Consider the following 15,248-nt stretch of genomic DNA (forward strand, 5'->3'; position numbering starts at 1 on the left):
CGTAGGCCGTGGGCCGTTCACCGTGGGCCGTCTCAGGGGGTGACGTCCTCCGGGGCCCGGGACATGCCGCGGGCGAAGGCCGCCTCGGACGCCGCCGCGCCGGCCGTGGCCAGGCAGGCCGCCCACACCCGGTCGACGTCGTAGCGTTCCGCTTCGGGCAGCGGGGCACCCGCGGAGAGGCGGGCCGCGTGTGCGGCGCCGAGCAGCTCCGCGGCACGTTCCGCGGCCCCTTCGGCCGCCGCCGCGCCCGCCAGCCCCTCCCGGGCCAGGGCCTGCGCCCGTACGTCGCCCAGCTCGCTCGCCACCGCCAGGCCCTCGGCGTGCAGCGCGCGGGCCCGGGACGGTTCGCCCCGCAGCTCGGCCGTGAAACCGAGTTCGGCGAGCGCCAGGGCCGCGCCGGGCCCGTACCCGGTGGCGCGGAACCAGGCCAGGACGGCGTCCATGTGGGACTCCGCCCCGCGGAGGTCCCCGGTGCGCCGCGCGATCATGCCGAGTCCGATCCGGGCGTCGGCCTCGCCCGCGCCGTGGCTCTGCTCCCGGGCCAGCTTCCAGGCACGGTCGTGCCGCTCCCGGGCGGCGGTGAGGTCGCCGGTCAGCAGGGCCAGCCTGCCGAGCGCGCAGAGGCGTTTGGCGGCCTCCGTCCACAGCCCGAGTTCCTCCGCGAGGGCGAGCCCCTCCTCGTGCAGCCGGGCGGCCCTCGGATGGTCGCCGGCGATCTCGTGGAGGGCCGCCCGCGGGAACACCGTCTGCAACTGACCCCAGCGGTCGCCCAGCGCGGAGAACAGCCGGGCGCTGCGCTCGGCGTCGCGGCGCACCCCTTCGAGGTCGCCGTGCGCGAGGGCGTGCCGGGCGCGGACGCTCAGGGCGGCCGCCGTCACCCAGGTGTGGCCGAGCTCCTCGGAGGCGGCGAGGGCGCGTTCGGTGAGTTCCTCCCCGGCGGTCACCTCGCCCGCGCCCATCTGCGCGGAGGCCAGGAACCACAGGGCGGTGGCCCGTGCCTGCGGATCCCGTACCGCCACCCCCGGCAGGTCCAGGGCGCCGACGGCTTCCCGTACGGCCTCCGGGCCGGTGGCGGGCGAGGCGCCCTCGCTCAGCGCGAGGCCGGTCCGCCAGGCGGCCGCCGAGGCGACGGCCGCGTCCCGTTCCGACTCCCCTCCGGGTGGGGGCGGCAGGGCCCGCGCGGCGGTGAGGCACGCGTCGAGGAGCCGTCCCGCCACGGCGGGCCGGCCCCGTAGCAGCCAGTACCAGGTCAGGGCGCGGGCGGCGTCCAGGGCCTCGACGACCGCCCCGCGCGCGAGCGCCTCCTCGACCGCCGGACGGAAGTCGGCCTCGGCCGCGTCCAGCCGCGTCAGCCACTGCCGTTGCCGCGGGCCGCGCAGCAACGGATCGGCGCGCAGCGCGAGTTCCCGGTGGTGGGCGCCGTGCCGGGCCAGGGCGTCCGGCTCCTCGCCCGCCTCCCGGAGCCGCTCCAGGGCGTAGTACTTGACGGATTCCAGCAGCCGGTACCGCGTTTCGTCGGGGCGGTCGACGAGGACCAGGAGGGAACGGTCCGCAAGGCGGGCCAGCACCTCCGGAACGTGGGCGGCCGGCACGTCCGTACCGGCGCAGACGGCGCGGGCGGCGGCCGTCGAGGCGTCGCCCGCGTGCACGGACAGGCGCCGCAGCACCGCCTCTTCGGCCGGGTCGAGCAGCCCCCAACTCCAGTCGATCACCGCGCGCAGGGTCCGCTGGCGGGCTGGGACCCCGCGCAGCCCCCGCGAGAGCAGCGCGAACCGGTCGTCGAGCCCGGCGAGCAGACCGTGCACGCCCAGGGAACGGACCCGGGCGGCGGCGAGCTCCAGGGCGAGGGGGAGGCCGTCCAGGCGGGCGCACAGGGCGGCGACGGCGGCGCTGTCCGCGGTGTCCGGGGTGCCTGTCCGGTTCCCGCCGGACGCGGGTGCCGGGGCGGTCGGTAGTCCGGAGCGGGCGGTGAACAGGGCCACGGCATCGGCCGGTGCCAACGGGGCCAGCTGGTGCACCGCCTCCCCCGCCAACCCGAGGGGCTCCTGCCCGGTCGCCAGGACCGACAGTCCCGGGACCCCCGGCAGCACCGCGGCCAGCAGGTCGGCGACAGAGCCGGCGAGGTGCTCGCAGTTGTCGAGCAGGATCAGGACGCGCCGCTCGCGGAGCGCGCCCACCAGCAGGTCCACGGCGCCGGCGGCGGGCTCGGGGCCCGGGTGGGTGCGGGGGCGGGGCACCGCGCCGTCCTGTGCGGTGTGCGGTGTGCCGTCGGGCGGTGCGGCGTGCGGTACGTGCGGGTGCACGTCGGGCTGCACATCCGGCTGTACGTCGGGCTGCACGTTCGGCTGTACGTCGGGCTGCACGTTCGGCTGTACGTCGGGCTGACGGATCCCCAGGATCCCGAGGAGGGTCCCCGCCACGGACTCGGCGGACGAGCCGGCGGGCAGCGGGGCGAGTTCGGCGAGCCAGACCCCGTCCGCGTAACGGTCGGCCGTCCGGTCCGCGCACTCGAAGGCCAGCCGGGTCTTCCCGACGCCACCGGGACCGGTCACCGTCACCGCCCGCGAGTGCTCCAACAGGGCTTCCACGGAGGCGAGATCGGCGTCCCGCCCCACGATCCGGGTGAGGGCGGCGGGCAGCCGCCGCCCCGCCCCCACCGGCGCGCCCACCGTGCCAACGGCCTGCGGTACGGGTGCCGACGGCACGACCACGACCGGCGCCGCGAGCGGATCCGCGGCCGGGTCCGGGCCCGGGCCTCCGCCCGGAACGGGGGCCGGCGCCGGGCTACCCACCGGGGCGGTGGTCGACGCCGGGGCGGTGGCCGGGGCCGGGCTTCCGGCCAAGGCCGGGGCGGGGGCCGGAGCCGGAGTCGGGGCGGTAACCGGAGTCGGAGGCGCGGGTGGCGTCCCGGGTTCGGTTTCGGGGGGTGTGGGGGCCCGGGGTGGCTCCGGGTTTCGGGGCGTCTGCGGGCCGAAGGTGCTTTCCACGTCGGGCGCCTGGCGGAGGATCGCCTGGCGCAGGGCCGTCAGGGCGGGGTCGGGGTCCAGGCCCAGGTCGCCGGCCAGCCGGCCGCGCAGGTCCTCGTACGCGGCCAGGGCGTCGGCCTGCCTGCCCGCCCGGTACAGGGCCCGCAGTTGCACGGCCCGCAGGCGCTCGCGCAGTGGATGCGCGGCGACCAGTTCGTCCAGCTCGCCGAGGACCGCGTGCTGTTCGCCGAGGCGCACCCGCAGGTCCAGCAGTTCCTCCAGCGCGGCCAGGCGCTCCTCCTCCAGCCGTCCGGCCGCAGCCCGCACCACCGGGTCGCCGGTATGGCCCGCGTACGCCTCCCCGGTCCACAACTCCGCTGCTTCACGCAGGAGTTCGACTCTCCCCTCGGCACTCGGCGCTCCGGACCGGGCGCGTGCGAGGAGCCCGGTGAAGCGTTCCGCGTCGAGTTCCCCGGGCTCCAGGCGCAGCCGGTAGCCGCCCTCGCCGTGGACGAGCCGGGCCCTGCCGGCGCCGCCCGGTTCGGCCCGGTCCAGGGCCGCCCGCAGCCGGGAGACCTGCCCCTGGAGGCTCCCGTACGGGTGGACCGGCGGCGCGGCGTCCCGCAGCCCCCACAGGGCGTCGACCAGACGGTCCTCGGAGACCGGCCGTCCGGGTGCCACGAGCAGCCGGACCAGCAGGGTGCGTGCCTTCGCCCCGGTCACGTTCACCGGCTCCCCGTCCGCAGCCCGGACCGTCAGCGGCCCCAATACCCCCACGCGCATGAAGATCACCCTAATCGCCTCCCGACGCCGGCCCCGCAGGCGACCGCCGGCGACCGCCGGCCGACCGGCAGCCGACGTACGGCGAACCGGCAGCGCGGCGCCGCAGGCTGAGCCCCGTTCAGCAGGAAACGCACCCGTCGTCTTCGAAGGAGACACCGTCATGACCGCGCAGACCGCCACCCCCCGAACCCCCGTCACCGTCATCGGCCTGGGCAACCTCGGCCGCGCGCTGGCCGACGCATTCCTCGCCCAGGGGCATCCCACCACCGTCTGGAACCGGTCGGCGGCCAAGGCCGACGGCCCGGTCTCGCGGGGCGCCACCCTCGCGGCCACCGTGGCCGAGGCCGTCGCGGCGTCCGAACTCGTCGTCGTGACCGTCCTCGACTACGACACCGTCGGTGAGCTGCTGCGTCCGGCCGCCGGGGCCCTCACCGGGCGCACCCTGGTCAACCTGACCACCGGCACCCCCGGGGCCGCCCGTGACCTGGGCGCATGGGTCGCCGACCAGCGGGCGGCGTACGTGGACGGCGCCGTGTACGCGGTGCCCCAGACCATCGGCACCGCCGAGTCCTTCGTCCTCTACAGCGGCGACGAAGCGGCCTACCGGCAGCACCGGCCGGCGCTCGACCTGATCGGCGAGGGCGTCTTCGTCGGCGCGGCGCCGGACCTGTCCTCCGTCTACGACACCGCTCTGCTCAGCGGCATGTACGGGATGTTCTCGGGCTTCTTCCAGGCCGTGGCCCTCGCCGGTACGGAGGGGATCGAGGCGGCCGCGGTGACCTCGCAACTGGTGCGGTGGTTGACGGCCGCCGCCGAGGCCCTGCCGGCCTTCGCGGAGGAGATCGACCGGGGCGAGTACGACACGACGACCTCCAACCTGGAGATCAACGCGGTGGGTCTGCGCAACATCCTGGCCACGACCGAGGCGCAGGGCCTGTCCACCGATCTCCTCGCGCCGCTCCAGCGCCTGTTCGACGACCAGGTCGACTCCGGTCACGCCGCCTCCAGCCTGTCGCGCACCATCGAGTCCCTGCGCGCCGGCCGCTGATCCGGGTGGGGGCGGCCCGGCTGCCGGGTGGGGGTGCCCCGCTCCCGGCGGCGTCCGCGTCGCCGTCGGAGGGCGTTGTCAGTGGGGCGGCCTAGCGTCTCGAACATGACGCGGACCGCACATACCTTCGCCTACGCACGTCCCTCCTCGCTGACCGCCGCCGAGGCGGGTCGGGCGCTCAACCTGGAGACGGCGGGGGGTCTCACCCCCACCGGGGCCGATGCCCACCCCCGGTTCTTCGCCGGGTTCCTGAGTGCGCCCCAGGCGGCCGCTCGGGCCTTGCTCGCCGTCGCCGACGTGGCGGCGGCCCGCTACTGGATGCGCACCCTGCGCGCCTCCCTCGACCCGGTCGTCACCGGCAACGGCGACCGGCTGCGGTTCGAGTCGTTCTCCGGGTGCTGTGGCGTGTACGCCCGGTTGGACGTGCTGCCGGACGGTCTGCGCGGCGCCGACACCGGGCACGGAACGACCAACGTCGACGTCAACAACCCGCTGCGCGAGGCGCTGTCGCGGCTGAGCGGTGACGACCCGCTGCACCTGCGGGTCGGCCCCGACGAGATGGCGGTGACCACCCTCGACGGGCCGGTCGTCGAGAAGAAGGTTCCGCTTCCGGAGCGTTGGCTGCGCGGCTTCGCCGAGTCCCAGGCCGTCACCACCGGCTTCGACCTCCGCGCCGAACTGAACGCCGCCGAGACGGTGCGCTTCCTCCGGTCGCTGCCGCGCACCTCGGTCGGCGGCGGGGCCGCGGGCGGCGCCCTGTGGGTGGTTCCCGCGGGCCGTACGCTGCGCCCCACCACCCGGCCGGTGCCCGGCGCGGTCTGCCTGCCCGGCCCCGAGCGTCTCGCCGCCCTCCAGCGCGTACTGCGGCACGCCACGGGCCTGCGCGTGTACGGTCCCCCGCCGGCCGGCGCCGATCCCACCGCTTCCGCCTGGGAGGTGGGGCTGCCGGGGATGCGTCTGACGCTGACCCTGTCGCCGGAGGCCGACCGCGGGTTCTCCGGTGAGGGTGGTGTGCTGGAGGCGCTCGCCACCGACGCGGCGGCCGAGGACGCGGAGCTGATCTCGGTCCTGCTCGCCTGGGAGCCGCGGATCGATCCGGCCGACCTCGCCGAGCAGTCTGGGTTGCCCGTGGACCGCGTACGGGCCGCCCTGACCCGTCTCGGGACGGCCGGTCGGGTCGGGTACGACATCGCCGAAGCCGCGTACTTCCACCGCGAACTGCCCTACGACGCCCGGCGTGCCGAGCGGCACAACCCGCGGTTGGTGGCCGCCCGGGCCCTGCTGGAGGCGGGCGCGGTGACCCTGGAGCGTGCCGGTACCGCCGTGGTGGCTTCGGGTGAACGCCGCTACCAGGTGCGCGAGTCGGGCGGTGCGCTCAGTTGCACCTGCCAGTGGTGGGCGGACCACCGGGGCCGTCGGGGCCCCTGCAAGCACGCCCTGGCCACCCGGATGGCCCTGCGGGCCGCCACCTCCACCACCTCCGTCACCTCCGACGGCTCGACCGCCCCCTCCGACGTCATCTCCGGAGCCGCACGATGAACGCCACCGACGACGTCCTCGAAGCCGTACGGGCCGGCCGTGCCGCCGCCCTGCCGGGACTCCTCAAGCCGCTGGAACCCGCGGAGCGCAAGGTGTTGCTCGTCGCGCTGAAGGAGTTGCGGCGCGAGCTGCGGGCCTCGCGTTGGGAGCGCCGGCAGGACCGGGACCTGATGAGTCCGGCCCTGGTCGTCGCGGGCGCCGGCTGCCTGCCGGGGGCGGCGGCCGCGGCCGCCTGGATCGGCGCCGCCGATCTGCGCCGGTGGCGGCCGGAGCCGCTGACCGCCGCGTTGCTCGACGTACTGTCCGGCCGGAATCCGAAGTGGCTCGGTGACCTCGCGCACCGGCTGGCCGCCCGGGCCGCGACCGCCGAGCAGGACTACCCGCTGATCAGCGAACTCGTCCGGCTCTCCGGTTGCCCGATGCCCACCACCGACGGCTGCGTCGAGGGTTGGGCGGCGGCCGTGGGGGCGTCCCGTTCCCCGCTCGTGGACGCCCTGCGCCGGGACCCGCACGTCTCCGTGCTCGTCCCGCGGCTGTTCGAGACGGCCGAACCGATCCGGGCCCTCACCCCGGGTTGGATCGCGGACGACCCCAACCGTTGGCCGACCGCGCTGGCCACCCTGGCCGACGAGGGGTGCGTGGACCGGAGCGTCCTCCTGGACGGGTGCGCGGCCCGGCTGCTGCGCGGCGGCAAGCCCGCCCAACTGAGGCCCTACCAGGCGATCCTGGAGGCGCTCGTCCCGACCGTCGAGGAGGAGCGGGCGCGGGTCGCCGACTGGATCGCGCTGGCCTCCGACGCCCCGTCCGCCGTCGCCGGGTACGCCCTGCAGATCCTCGGCCGGGTCGCCGCGGCGGGTGGGCTGACCCCGCGCATGCTCGCCGAGCTGTCGGCGGCCGTCCTGTTCCGCCCCGAGAAGAAACTGGTCCGTGCGCAGCTCGTGCTGGTCGGCAAGGAGCTCACTCGCGACGCCGCGGCCGCGCCCGAGGTGCTGCCGGAGCTCGCCGAGGCCTTCGGGCACGCGGACACCGACATCCAGGAGCGGGCGTTGAAGCTGGTCGCGGCGCACCTGACCGACGATCCCGACCTGCGGGCCGAGCTCGCCGACCGGGCCCGGTTGCTGAGTCCGGCCCACCGGGCCCGGGCGGTGGAGGTCTTCGGGAACGGCGCCGCTCCCGAAGGGGAACCCGGCCCGTACGAGGAGATCCTGCCGCCGCCCGTGGCGCCGGCCCCGATCGCCCCGGCCCCGGGGACGGTCGCCGAGACCGTGGAGCTCGTCGCGGCCGTCGTCAACTCCCGCACCGCCGGGGTGGAGGAGTTCGAGCGCGCCCTGGACGGGCTGGTGCGGCACGCGCACCGGGACCGGGCGGCCCTTGCCGGGGCGCTGCGGCCGGCCCTGGCGGGCCGCTGGTGGCTCGATCCGGACCAGGCACGCTACTACTCCCACGAGCTGCCCGGCCTGGAACACGTCGCCGCCGCCGTGCTGGACGCGCGGCCGACGGGGACGCCGGGCGAGACGCTCGCGTCGTGGCGCAGCGACTGCCACCACACCGCGTTGCGTGCCGTCGTGCACGCGCGCGTGGTCGAGGCCGCGCGGGGCGTCGCCTCGGGGTCGCTGCCGTTCCTGCTGGCCACGCCCACCCTGGACACGGGCTCGTTGGACGCGCGCGTGCTGGTCGCGCGGCTGGCCGAGTACGGCCGGCTGGGTGCGGAGCCCGCGCCGGCGGACTTCGCGCAGGCCCTGCTGCGGGTGCGTCGGGACGCGGCCGTGATTCCCGAGGCCGCCGCCCTGGGCACGCCCGCGGGGAACCGGCTGGCCTCCTGGCTGGGCGCCGGCGGGGAGCCGGTGGCCGTGGCCCGGCGTACCGCGCCCGCCGTGCGGTACCCGTACGGCGGGGGGACGCCCGAGCGGCTGGTCATGGACACCGGGAAGCGGAAGTCCGTTCTGCGCGAGTTCCCGCATCGGTTCCACGAACTGGCGGGCGCCCGTGAGTCGGGCGACCGCTGCTGGGACGGCGGCGAGGACGCCGTCCTGATCGCGGTCCTGCCCGAGGACCGGGAGACCCTGGCCGCCTGGTGGCTGCCCCTCGTCACGGCCGGGTCCGTGCACGAGGCGCGTGAGGGCGCGGTCGCGCTGCCCCTGCTCGCCGGGGCCGGTGGGCCGGCGGGACCGGCCCTGCACCTGGCGGTGGCCACGGGGCTCGGCGCCCGGCATCCCGAGGACCGGTTGAGGGCCGTGGACGCCCTCCTCACCCTCGCGGCCGCGGGCGATCTGGACGCCGTGCGCCTCGGCGGTGACCTGGCCGAACTGCTCGCCCTGGGCACGGTCAAGCCGAACCGGCTCGCCGACTCGGTGGGCACCGCCGCCGCGACGGGCGCCTACGCGACGACCTGGGCCGTACTGGCGGCCGCACTGCCCGCGCTGCTCACGGGCGCGGCCGATCCGCGCGGTGCCGGGGACCTGCTGGCGACGGCCGCCGAGTGCGTGGAGCAGGCCGGTGTGGTCGCGCCGGAGCCGGCCGGGTTGGCCGAGGTCGCGGCACGGGGCGGCAGGTCGCGCCTGGTCACGCAGGCCGCCCGGCTGCGCGACGCCCTGCGTCGCAACGCGCAGGACCCGGCATCGGGCGGCTGACCCCGTAGGTGGGGCCCGGGCGGGGGCCTTCGTCAGGGGGAGCGCGGTCCCCCGATGACGGCGGCCAACAGTTCCATGGCGGCGGGGTCGCATCCGATGAGGACGTCGGCCCCGCCGTCCCGGACCTCGGCCACCTTCCAGCCGTGCTGCACCAGCCGGGGGTCGGTGCGCTCCCGGGGACGGATCGCGATCAGTTCCATCCGGTCCGTCGGGACGGGACCGCGATGGAGCTCCGGGAACTCCGTCGGTGTGAGGTGCAGCGTGGTGGGTGCGGCCCACAGGAACACCAGGGTCGTGTTCCGGCAGTAGGGGCGCTCCCCGAGCACGCAGGCGGCGAAGCCGACCTCCGTTCCCTCCGCGAACCGCCGGCTCCGTTCCTCGGCCTGCCTGCGGACGTGTCCCCGCGTCAGCAGCGATCCGAGGAGGAGCTCCAACAGCAGGCCCGTCACGGTTACCCCCACCTCCCCATGAAGGGGATGTTGCGAGTCCAACTCCTGTTTGTCCGGGCATGGTTGCATACGATTGAATGCCGCCGCGCGGCAGGAAGCGGGTGACGGGACCCGCAGGCGGACCGGACCACGACGTTGCGGCCCGCCCACCTCCGCCGTCCAGCAGAAGTCGAACAAAGGAAGCCGGCCGCATGGCAGAGAACAGCGCTCCCGTCCCTCCGAGGGGCCGCATCGGCGTCACCTACACCGAGATAGCCGCGCACTACGGGATGAGCGCCCGCTACATCTCCGAGAACCCCCGGTGGGGCCGGCACGCGCGTTGGCCGGAGAGCACCGGCAAGCGCGGTCGCAACAAGGAGTTCGACCCGGCAGCCGTGGCCGCCTTCTTCAGCGAACACCACATCCGGGAGACCGCCCAGCTCGATCCCGACCGCCTGTACACGGTGGTCGAGATCGCCGCGGCGGCCAACCTGCAGCCGGACACCGTCAGGTCCGACATCAGTCGCGGCCGGTGGCCCGCGCCCGACCAGTGGGACGAGGGCGAGACGAAGCTGTGGCGGGGCGACACCGTCCGCGCGCACCTGTCCGCCCGCCGGACCTACCGCCGGGCCTGACGGAGAGCCCGACTGCCGTCCCGACGGCGCGGTCCCGGGCCGGGTCGCCCGGTCGGGCGGGCGATCCTAGGATGGTGGGGACGCCTCGGGGGGATCGACGACGTCCGGTCGAGGTGAATCGAAGGTGACCGGCCATGCGCAGGTCCCGCACGCCCCGTACGTCCCCCATGGCCCGCATGGCCCGCGCATCCCGCACGTCCCCGGGTCGCGCGTACCCGTACCGCCGCGCCGGCGTGCCCGCGGCCGTCGCCGTCCTCCTGGTGACCCTGTGCGCGGGCACCGCCGCCCCGGCCCGCCAGGACTTCGACCCGGCCACGGTGGCGCGGCTCGACGCGGCCATCACGAAGGTCATGAAGGAGGCCGGGATCCCGGGCCTCAACGTCGGCGTGTGGGTACCCGGCCGCGGCACGTACGAGAAGTCCTTCGGCGTCGGCGACAAGAAGACCGGCGCCCCCATGTAGGCGGACCTCTTCACCCGGATCGGCAGCGTCACGAAGACCTTCACCGTCACCGCCGTCCTCCAGTTGGTGGACCGGGGCGAGGTCGGGCTCGACGACCCGATCTCCCGGTACGTGACCGGCGTCCCCGGCGGGGACACCATCACCGTGCGACAACTGGCCGACATGCGGAGCGGTCTCTTCGACTACACCCGGGACGAGAAGTTCCTCGCGGGCCTGCGCGCCGACCCGCACCGCGCGTACACCCCGCGCCAGGTGCTCGACGTCGCCTTCGCGCACCCGCCGGGCTTCGCACCCGGCGCCAAGTGGGACTACAGCAACACCAACACCATCCTCCTCGGGCTCCTGGTCGAGAAGGTGAGCGGGCAGCGCCTCGGTGACTTCCTCCGGGACCGGGTGTTCGCGCCGCTGAGGTTGACCGACACGTCGTTGGCGACCGACGGCACCATGCCCGACCCGCACGCCCACGGGTACAGCGACTTCACGCCCGACGGCGCCGTCGCCGACGCCACCGGTTGGGACCCCTCGTGGGGGTGGGCCGCCGGCTCCGTCGTCTCCGACCTCGACGACCTGCGCGCCTGGGTCCCCGCCCTGGCGGACGGCCGACTGCTGACCGCGAAGACGCAGGCGGAACGGCTGCGGACGCTCCCGACGGGCTTCCCCGGCATCTCGTACGGTCTCGGCATCCTCGACACCAACGGATGGCTGGGCCACAACGGCGAGATACCCGGCTACGAATCCATCGCCGCGCAGCTCCCCGCGGAGAACGCCTCCCTCGTCGTCCTCGTCAACTCCGACGTAGACCACGACGGGAAGAACCTGTCCTCCATCATCGGGAACACGGTCACCTCGATCGTGACCCCGGAGCACGCCTGGCCCGCCCCGGTGCCCACCGAACCGGAGTAGCCCGCCCGCGCCGCGACCAGGGAGGCGGTCGCGTCGACGGGACCGCCGGCGGGCGGTCCACGGGCGGACTCCCCGAGCGACACGTGGTCGACGGAACGTAACGGCCGCGTCAGCTGATGCGGGCACGGCACATCTGGGAGAGGCTGGGTGTGATCGGTCGCAGGGCGAGGAGGGTGTCGTGGACGCTTCGGTGGACGGTCGCAGGCCCGCCCGCACAGTCGGGTTCCGGGCACGTCACGGCGCACGGTTCGGGTTGCGGACGGCAACCATCGCGTGTGCGGCGGCGGCCCTCGTCGCGGGTGCCGTACCGGCCTCCGCGCAGATCGCCCCGGCCCCGGATCCCGTCGTGGTCGTCGACTGCTTCGACCAGGCCCAGGTGCGGCCCGAGGAGTACCTGCTGGCCTGCGGCGACGGGAACAACCGCCTCGTCGACCTGCACTGGAAGACCTGGGGGTCGCACACCGCGACGGCCACGGGCACGGACATGGTCAACGACTGCCGCCCCTACTGCGCGGCGGGTCGTTTCCGCCCGTACCCGGTGACGGTGACCCTGGCCAACCCGGAGCGCTGGCCCGACCACCCCGACCTGGACCGCTTCACGACGCTCCGGATCCTCTACACCGACGAGGCGCCGCACCCGGTCCCGAAGGACTCGACGTACCGGCTGGTGTACTGACGCCCCTGCCGGGCGGCGGCGCGGTGCTCGCCGGGACGGATCCCGTGAACGCGGTGGAAGGCGACGCTCAGGCCGAAGGCGCTGCGGTAGCCGACCTGCCGGGCGATGGATTCCACGGTGGCGTCGGTGCGGGCCAAGAGGTCGGCGGCCAGGGCGAGGCGCCAACCGGCCAGGTAGGCCATGGGCGGTCGCCCGACGAGTTCACCGAAGCGGCGGGCGAACGTCGCACGTGAGACACCGGCTTCCGCCGCGAGTGCCGCCACCGTCCAGGGGCGCGCGGGCCGGTCGTGCATGAGGCGCAGCGCCTTCCCCGCGACGGGGTCGCCGAGAGCGCGGTACCAGCCGGGGGGATCGGATTCCGGGCGGGCGAACCATTCCCGGAGGGTGACCGGCAGGAGCAGGTCCAGGAGCCGGTCGAGGACCACCTGTTGCCCGGGGTCGTCCCGGCCGACCTCCAGGGCGGTGAGTTCCAGGATCGGTCCGGGCTCGCCGCCGTTGCGTACGACGAGCACCCGGGGCAGGGCGCTCAGCAGCCGCTCGGAGACGCGTCCGCCGACCTGGTGGCTGCCGGTCAGCAGGACGTTCGGACCGTCCGCGGTGTTCCCGCAGGTGCGCAGGCCGAGGATGACGTCGTCGGAGACCTCCTCGCCGTCGGCCGTGGTGCAGTGGTCGGGGCCGTGCCGTACGTAGAGGGGGCGGGTCGCGGGAGCGGACTCGTCGGCGATGGTGAACGGCTCGGGGCCGACGACGACGGCCACGTCGCCCTCGGCGAGCGCCACGGGCCGGGCGCCCGCGCCCTCACCGCCGGGGAGGATCCAGCCGGATCCCCGGAGCATCGTGAGCAGGGTGAGGGGGGACCGGTCGGCGAACCGGACCGACCAGGGCGACGCCAGCACGTTCCGGCTGAACAGCGCGCCGTCCGACCGCACTTCGTGAAGCAGGCTTGCCAGTGCGTCCATACGGCGAGCCTAGAACCTGTCGGTGAGACGCCGGAACATCGATGTGAGCGGGAGAACCATTTTGCCGCTCACCGGGGCCGGTTTGACTGGTCGCATGACGACGAAACAGCAGGTCCTGGTTCTGGGCGGTACGGGAAAGACCGGACGCCGTGTGGTCGCGCGCCTCGCGGAGCGCGGCCACGAGGTACGGGTGGGCTCCAGGAAGGGGCCCGCGCCCTTCGACTGGAACGACGCGAACACCTGGGAGCGGGCGTTGGAGGGCGTCGGCGCGGCGTACCTGGTCGACTCGCAGCTCGCCGACGCGGCGGCGTCGATGCGGTCCTTCGCCGAGCTGGCCGTGTCCCGCGGGGTGCGGCGGCTGGTGCTGTTGTCCGCCCGGGACTGGGTCGTGCCGGACGGGGAGGAGAAACTGCCCTGTGAGCGGGCGGTACGTGAGTCCGGCGCCGAGTGGACGGTCCTGAAGCCCGCCTGGTTCGCGCAGAACTTCAGTGAGGACCCGTTCTTCCGCGCGCAGGTCCTCGCCGGGGACGTGGTGATGTCGGCCGGGGAGGGCAGCGAGCCGTTCGTCGACGCCGACGACATCGCCGACGTCGCCGTGGCCGCGCTCACGCAGGACGGCCACGCCGGCCGGTCCTACGCGCTGACCGGGCCGCGACCGGTGCCGCTGCGCGAGGTGGCCGAGGGGATCGCCCGGGCCACCGGCCGGAGCCTCGTCTACCGTCCCGTGTCCCCGGAGGACTTCGCGACGTACGCCGCGGAGCGGCACGGGCTGTCGGGGGACCACGTCGACCTGCTGAACACGTTGTACGGCTGGATCGGTGACGACCTGTTCGCGGAGCCGGCCGACGGGGTGCGGCAGGCCCTGGGCCGCGCGCCCCGCGACTTCTCCGCGTACGTCACGTCCACCGCGGGAACCGGGGTGTGGCACGGCTGACGGGGCCCGCGGCGGTGGGGGAGGTCAGGGGTAGGGCCAGTCGGCGTCGACGAAGCCCATCTTCCGGTTCATCGCGATGGCGTTCGTGTTGGCCGGGTGGTGGACGGTGCGGATCTGACGCGCCCCGTACAGTCCGGCGAACCGCGTGCCGATCGTCTTCATGGCGATGGACAGGCCGCGGCCCCGGTGGCCGGCCAGGACGCCGGTCATCTCGTTGAAGAGGTGGCCGTCGTGGTGGGACGTGGCGGCCATCCCCACCCAGGTGTCGCCGTCCAGGGCGACGACGATGCCGCGCGGGTCGTAGGAGGGGGTGTCGAAGCGGCGTCCGAGGTACTCGTCGAACGTGTGGAACTCGCCCCGTTCCGGGATGTCGGCGGAGCAGGTCCTGTTCAGTTCGTACAGCGTCCTGCGGTGCGCGGGGGTGTCCCCCAGTTCGTCGAACGTGGTCAGCCGGATGCCCTGGGTGCGGGCCCGCGCCACGTAGGCGCCGAAGCGGCGGGCGTCGAAGGTGTTCAGGTCGAGTGCGAGTTTCACCCACTGGGGGCCGGTCGGTGTCGACATGGATCCATCCAACCGCGCCGGCTCAGCGATGGGGAGGGGCGGGTCGGCCGGACCGAAGGGGGCGGTGCCTCCGCCCTATCCTGGGCCGATGGATTCCGTCGTGACTCTCCGGGCGGGTGCGACGCCGTCCGCTCCCGCGCTCGAACTGCGCCCCTGGGGCGTGCGGGACGTCGACGCGCTCGTCGAGGTGGTCAGCGACCCGGCGTTCGGCAGCTGGACCGGCTCCCCCGTCGTGAACGCGGCCGACGGGACGGCGTGGGTGCGGGAGCAGCGCCTGGCGTGGGAGGCCGGCACGCGGTTCGGGTTCGCCGTGCGGGAGGTGCCGCCGGGGGCGGCGGCCGGGCCCGGGCGGCTCGTCGGCGGCGTCTCGCTGAAGGAGGTCGCGCCGGGCAAGGCGTCGGCCGAGGTGGGCTATTGGACGGCCGCGCACGCGCGGGGACGGGGCGTGGCGTCGCGGGCGCTGGACGCGGTCACCGGGTGGGCGTTCGACGCCTTCGGCGCCGACGGTCCGGGGTTCCTGGAGTTCCTGGAACTCCTGCACCAGGAGGACAACCGGGCTTCGTGCGGCGTCGCGCGGAAGGGCGGTTACGCCTTCGACCGGATCCTGCCCGCGGCGCCGCCCGCCTTCCCGCTCGACGGTCATCTGCACGTGCGCCGCCGCGGGACGTCCTGACCCGCGGACGGCGACGCGCCCGGACGGCTGCCGCGGCTGCGGCCCGGCCTCT

General features: G+C 75.2%; 13 protein-coding genes. 9 read left to right on the top strand and 4 right to left on the bottom strand.

The annotated features are described in order from the left end of the window. Positions 1-32: 32 nt before the first annotated feature. Positions 33-3,749 (bottom strand): BTAD domain-containing putative transcriptional regulator, encoded by a 3,717-nt coding sequence (locus ACFVS6_RS20420; protein ID WP_389705557.1) that lies wholly within the window; start codon positions 3,747-3,749, stop codon positions 33-35. A gap of 160 nt (positions 3,750-3,909) precedes the next feature. Between ACFVS6_RS20420 and ACFVS6_RS20425 the strand changes: the two genes are divergently transcribed. The 3 genes from ACFVS6_RS20425 to ACFVS6_RS20435 all read left to right on the top strand — a co-directional run bounded on the left by ACFVS6_RS20425 (position 3,910) and on the right by ACFVS6_RS20435 (position 8,966). Then, positions 3,910-4,797: an NAD(P)-dependent oxidoreductase gene (locus ACFVS6_RS20425; RefSeq protein WP_389705559.1), complete on the top strand. Its 888-nt coding sequence runs from the start codon at positions 3,910-3,912 to the stop codon at positions 4,795-4,797. A gap of 105 nt (positions 4,798-4,902) precedes the next feature. Beyond that, on the top strand, positions 4,903-6,336 hold the full coding sequence (locus tag ACFVS6_RS20430) for an SWIM zinc finger family protein (RefSeq protein WP_389705560.1): 1,434 nt from the start codon (positions 4,903-4,905) through the stop codon (positions 6,334-6,336). Beyond that, entirely contained in the window at positions 6,333-8,966 is a 2,634-nt protein-coding gene (locus ACFVS6_RS20435; protein WP_389705562.1) for a DUF6493 family protein, read from the top strand. The genes ACFVS6_RS20430 and ACFVS6_RS20435 overlap by 4 nt, the downstream gene beginning before the upstream one ends. A 32-nt stretch (positions 8,967-8,998) precedes the next feature. Here the strand turns inward: ACFVS6_RS20435 and ACFVS6_RS20440 are convergent, their stop codons facing one another. Continuing rightward, the gene (locus ACFVS6_RS20440; protein WP_389705564.1) at positions 8,999-9,427 is read right to left on the bottom strand and encodes a hypothetical protein; all 429 of its coding nucleotides are present in this window, start codon (positions 9,425-9,427) and stop codon (positions 8,999-9,001) included. A gap of 179 nt (positions 9,428-9,606) precedes the next feature. Here ACFVS6_RS20440 and ACFVS6_RS20445 point away from each other — a divergent pair, with 179 nt between their 5' ends. The 4 genes from ACFVS6_RS20445 (at position 9,607) to ACFVS6_RS20460 (ending at position 12,069) form a co-directional block, all read left to right on the top strand. After that, positions 9,607-10,029: a hypothetical protein gene (locus ACFVS6_RS20445; RefSeq protein WP_389705566.1), complete on the top strand. Its 423-nt coding sequence runs from the start codon at positions 9,607-9,609 to the stop codon at positions 10,027-10,029. A gap of 134 nt (positions 10,030-10,163) precedes the next feature. After that, positions 10,164-10,490 (top strand): hypothetical protein, encoded by a 327-nt coding sequence (locus tag ACFVS6_RS20450; RefSeq protein ID WP_389705568.1) that lies wholly within the window; start codon positions 10,164-10,166, stop codon positions 10,488-10,490. Positions 10,491-10,508: 18 nt separating this feature from the next. Next, positions 10,509-11,393, top strand: coding sequence for a serine hydrolase domain-containing protein (locus ACFVS6_RS20455; RefSeq protein WP_389705606.1), 885 nt, complete (start codon positions 10,509-10,511; stop codon positions 11,391-11,393). A 178-nt stretch (positions 11,394-11,571) separates the two neighbouring features. After that, positions 11,572-12,069 (top strand): hypothetical protein, encoded by a 498-nt coding sequence (locus tag ACFVS6_RS20460; RefSeq protein ID WP_389705569.1) that lies wholly within the window; start codon positions 11,572-11,574, stop codon positions 12,067-12,069. Here ACFVS6_RS20460 and ACFVS6_RS20465 read toward each other — a convergent pair. Then, on the bottom strand, positions 12,009-13,028 hold the full coding sequence (locus tag ACFVS6_RS20465; protein WP_389705570.1) for a cupin domain-containing protein: 1,020 nt from the start codon (positions 13,026-13,028) through the stop codon (positions 12,009-12,011). The genes ACFVS6_RS20460 and ACFVS6_RS20465 overlap by 61 nt on opposite strands. Before the next feature lie 94 nt (positions 13,029-13,122). Here ACFVS6_RS20465 and ACFVS6_RS20470 point away from each other — a divergent pair, with 94 nt between their 5' ends. Further along, a complete protein-coding gene (locus ACFVS6_RS20470) occupies positions 13,123-13,962 on the top strand; it encodes an NAD(P)H-binding protein (protein ID WP_389705572.1) in 840 nt (279 codons plus the stop codon). Between the two features lie 24 nt (positions 13,963-13,986). Here the strand turns inward: ACFVS6_RS20470 and ACFVS6_RS20475 are convergent, their stop codons facing one another. Then, complete coding sequence (locus ACFVS6_RS20475; RefSeq protein WP_389705574.1) at positions 13,987-14,523, bottom strand: GNAT family N-acetyltransferase; 537 nt, start codon at positions 14,521-14,523, stop codon at positions 13,987-13,989. Between the two features lie 88 nt (positions 14,524-14,611). On the opposite strand from ACFVS6_RS20475, the gene ACFVS6_RS20480 reads away from it, so the two are divergent. Next, the gene (locus ACFVS6_RS20480; protein WP_389705576.1) at positions 14,612-15,196 is read left to right on the top strand and encodes a GNAT family N-acetyltransferase; all 585 of its coding nucleotides are present in this window, start codon (positions 14,612-14,614) and stop codon (positions 15,194-15,196) included. The last annotated feature ends 52 nt before the right edge of the window (positions 15,197-15,248 follow it).

The sequence above is a fragment of the Streptomyces sp. NPDC057939 genome (genome assembly GCF_042887545.1).
In the GTDB taxonomy this organism is placed as follows: Bacteria; Actinomycetota; Actinomycetes; order Streptomycetales; family Streptomycetaceae; genus Streptomyces.

Excerpts from the sequence above, each read along its gene's own strand:
- ACFVS6_RS20430 (WP_389705560.1), top strand. The coding sequence starts at position 4,903 with ATGACGCGGACCGCACATACCTTCGCCTACGCACGTCCCTCCTCGCTG.
- ACFVS6_RS20475 (WP_389705574.1), bottom strand. The coding sequence starts at position 14,523 with ATGTCGACACCGACCGGCCCCCAGTGGGTGAAACTCGCACTCGACCTG.
- ACFVS6_RS20450 (WP_389705568.1), top strand. The coding sequence starts at position 10,164 with ATGCGCAGGTCCCGCACGCCCCGTACGTCCCCCATGGCCCGCATGGCC.
- ACFVS6_RS20435 (WP_389705562.1), top strand. The coding sequence starts at position 6,333 with ATGAACGCCACCGACGACGTCCTCGAAGCCGTACGGGCCGGCCGTGCC.
- ACFVS6_RS20480 (WP_389705576.1), top strand. The coding sequence starts at position 14,612 with ATGGATTCCGTCGTGACTCTCCGGGCGGGTGCGACGCCGTCCGCTCCC.
- ACFVS6_RS20470 (WP_389705572.1), top strand. The coding sequence starts at position 13,123 with ATGACGACGAAACAGCAGGTCCTGGTTCTGGGCGGTACGGGAAAGACC.
- ACFVS6_RS20465 (WP_389705570.1), bottom strand. The coding sequence starts at position 13,028 with ATGGACGCACTGGCAAGCCTGCTTCACGAAGTGCGGTCGGACGGCGCG.
- ACFVS6_RS20425 (WP_389705559.1), top strand. The coding sequence starts at position 3,910 with ATGACCGCGCAGACCGCCACCCCCCGAACCCCCGTCACCGTCATCGGC.
- ACFVS6_RS20445 (WP_389705566.1), top strand. The coding sequence starts at position 9,607 with ATGGCAGAGAACAGCGCTCCCGTCCCTCCGAGGGGCCGCATCGGCGTC.
- ACFVS6_RS20420 (WP_389705557.1), bottom strand. The coding sequence starts at position 3,749 with ATGCGCGTGGGGGTATTGGGGCCGCTGACGGTCCGGGCTGCGGACGGG.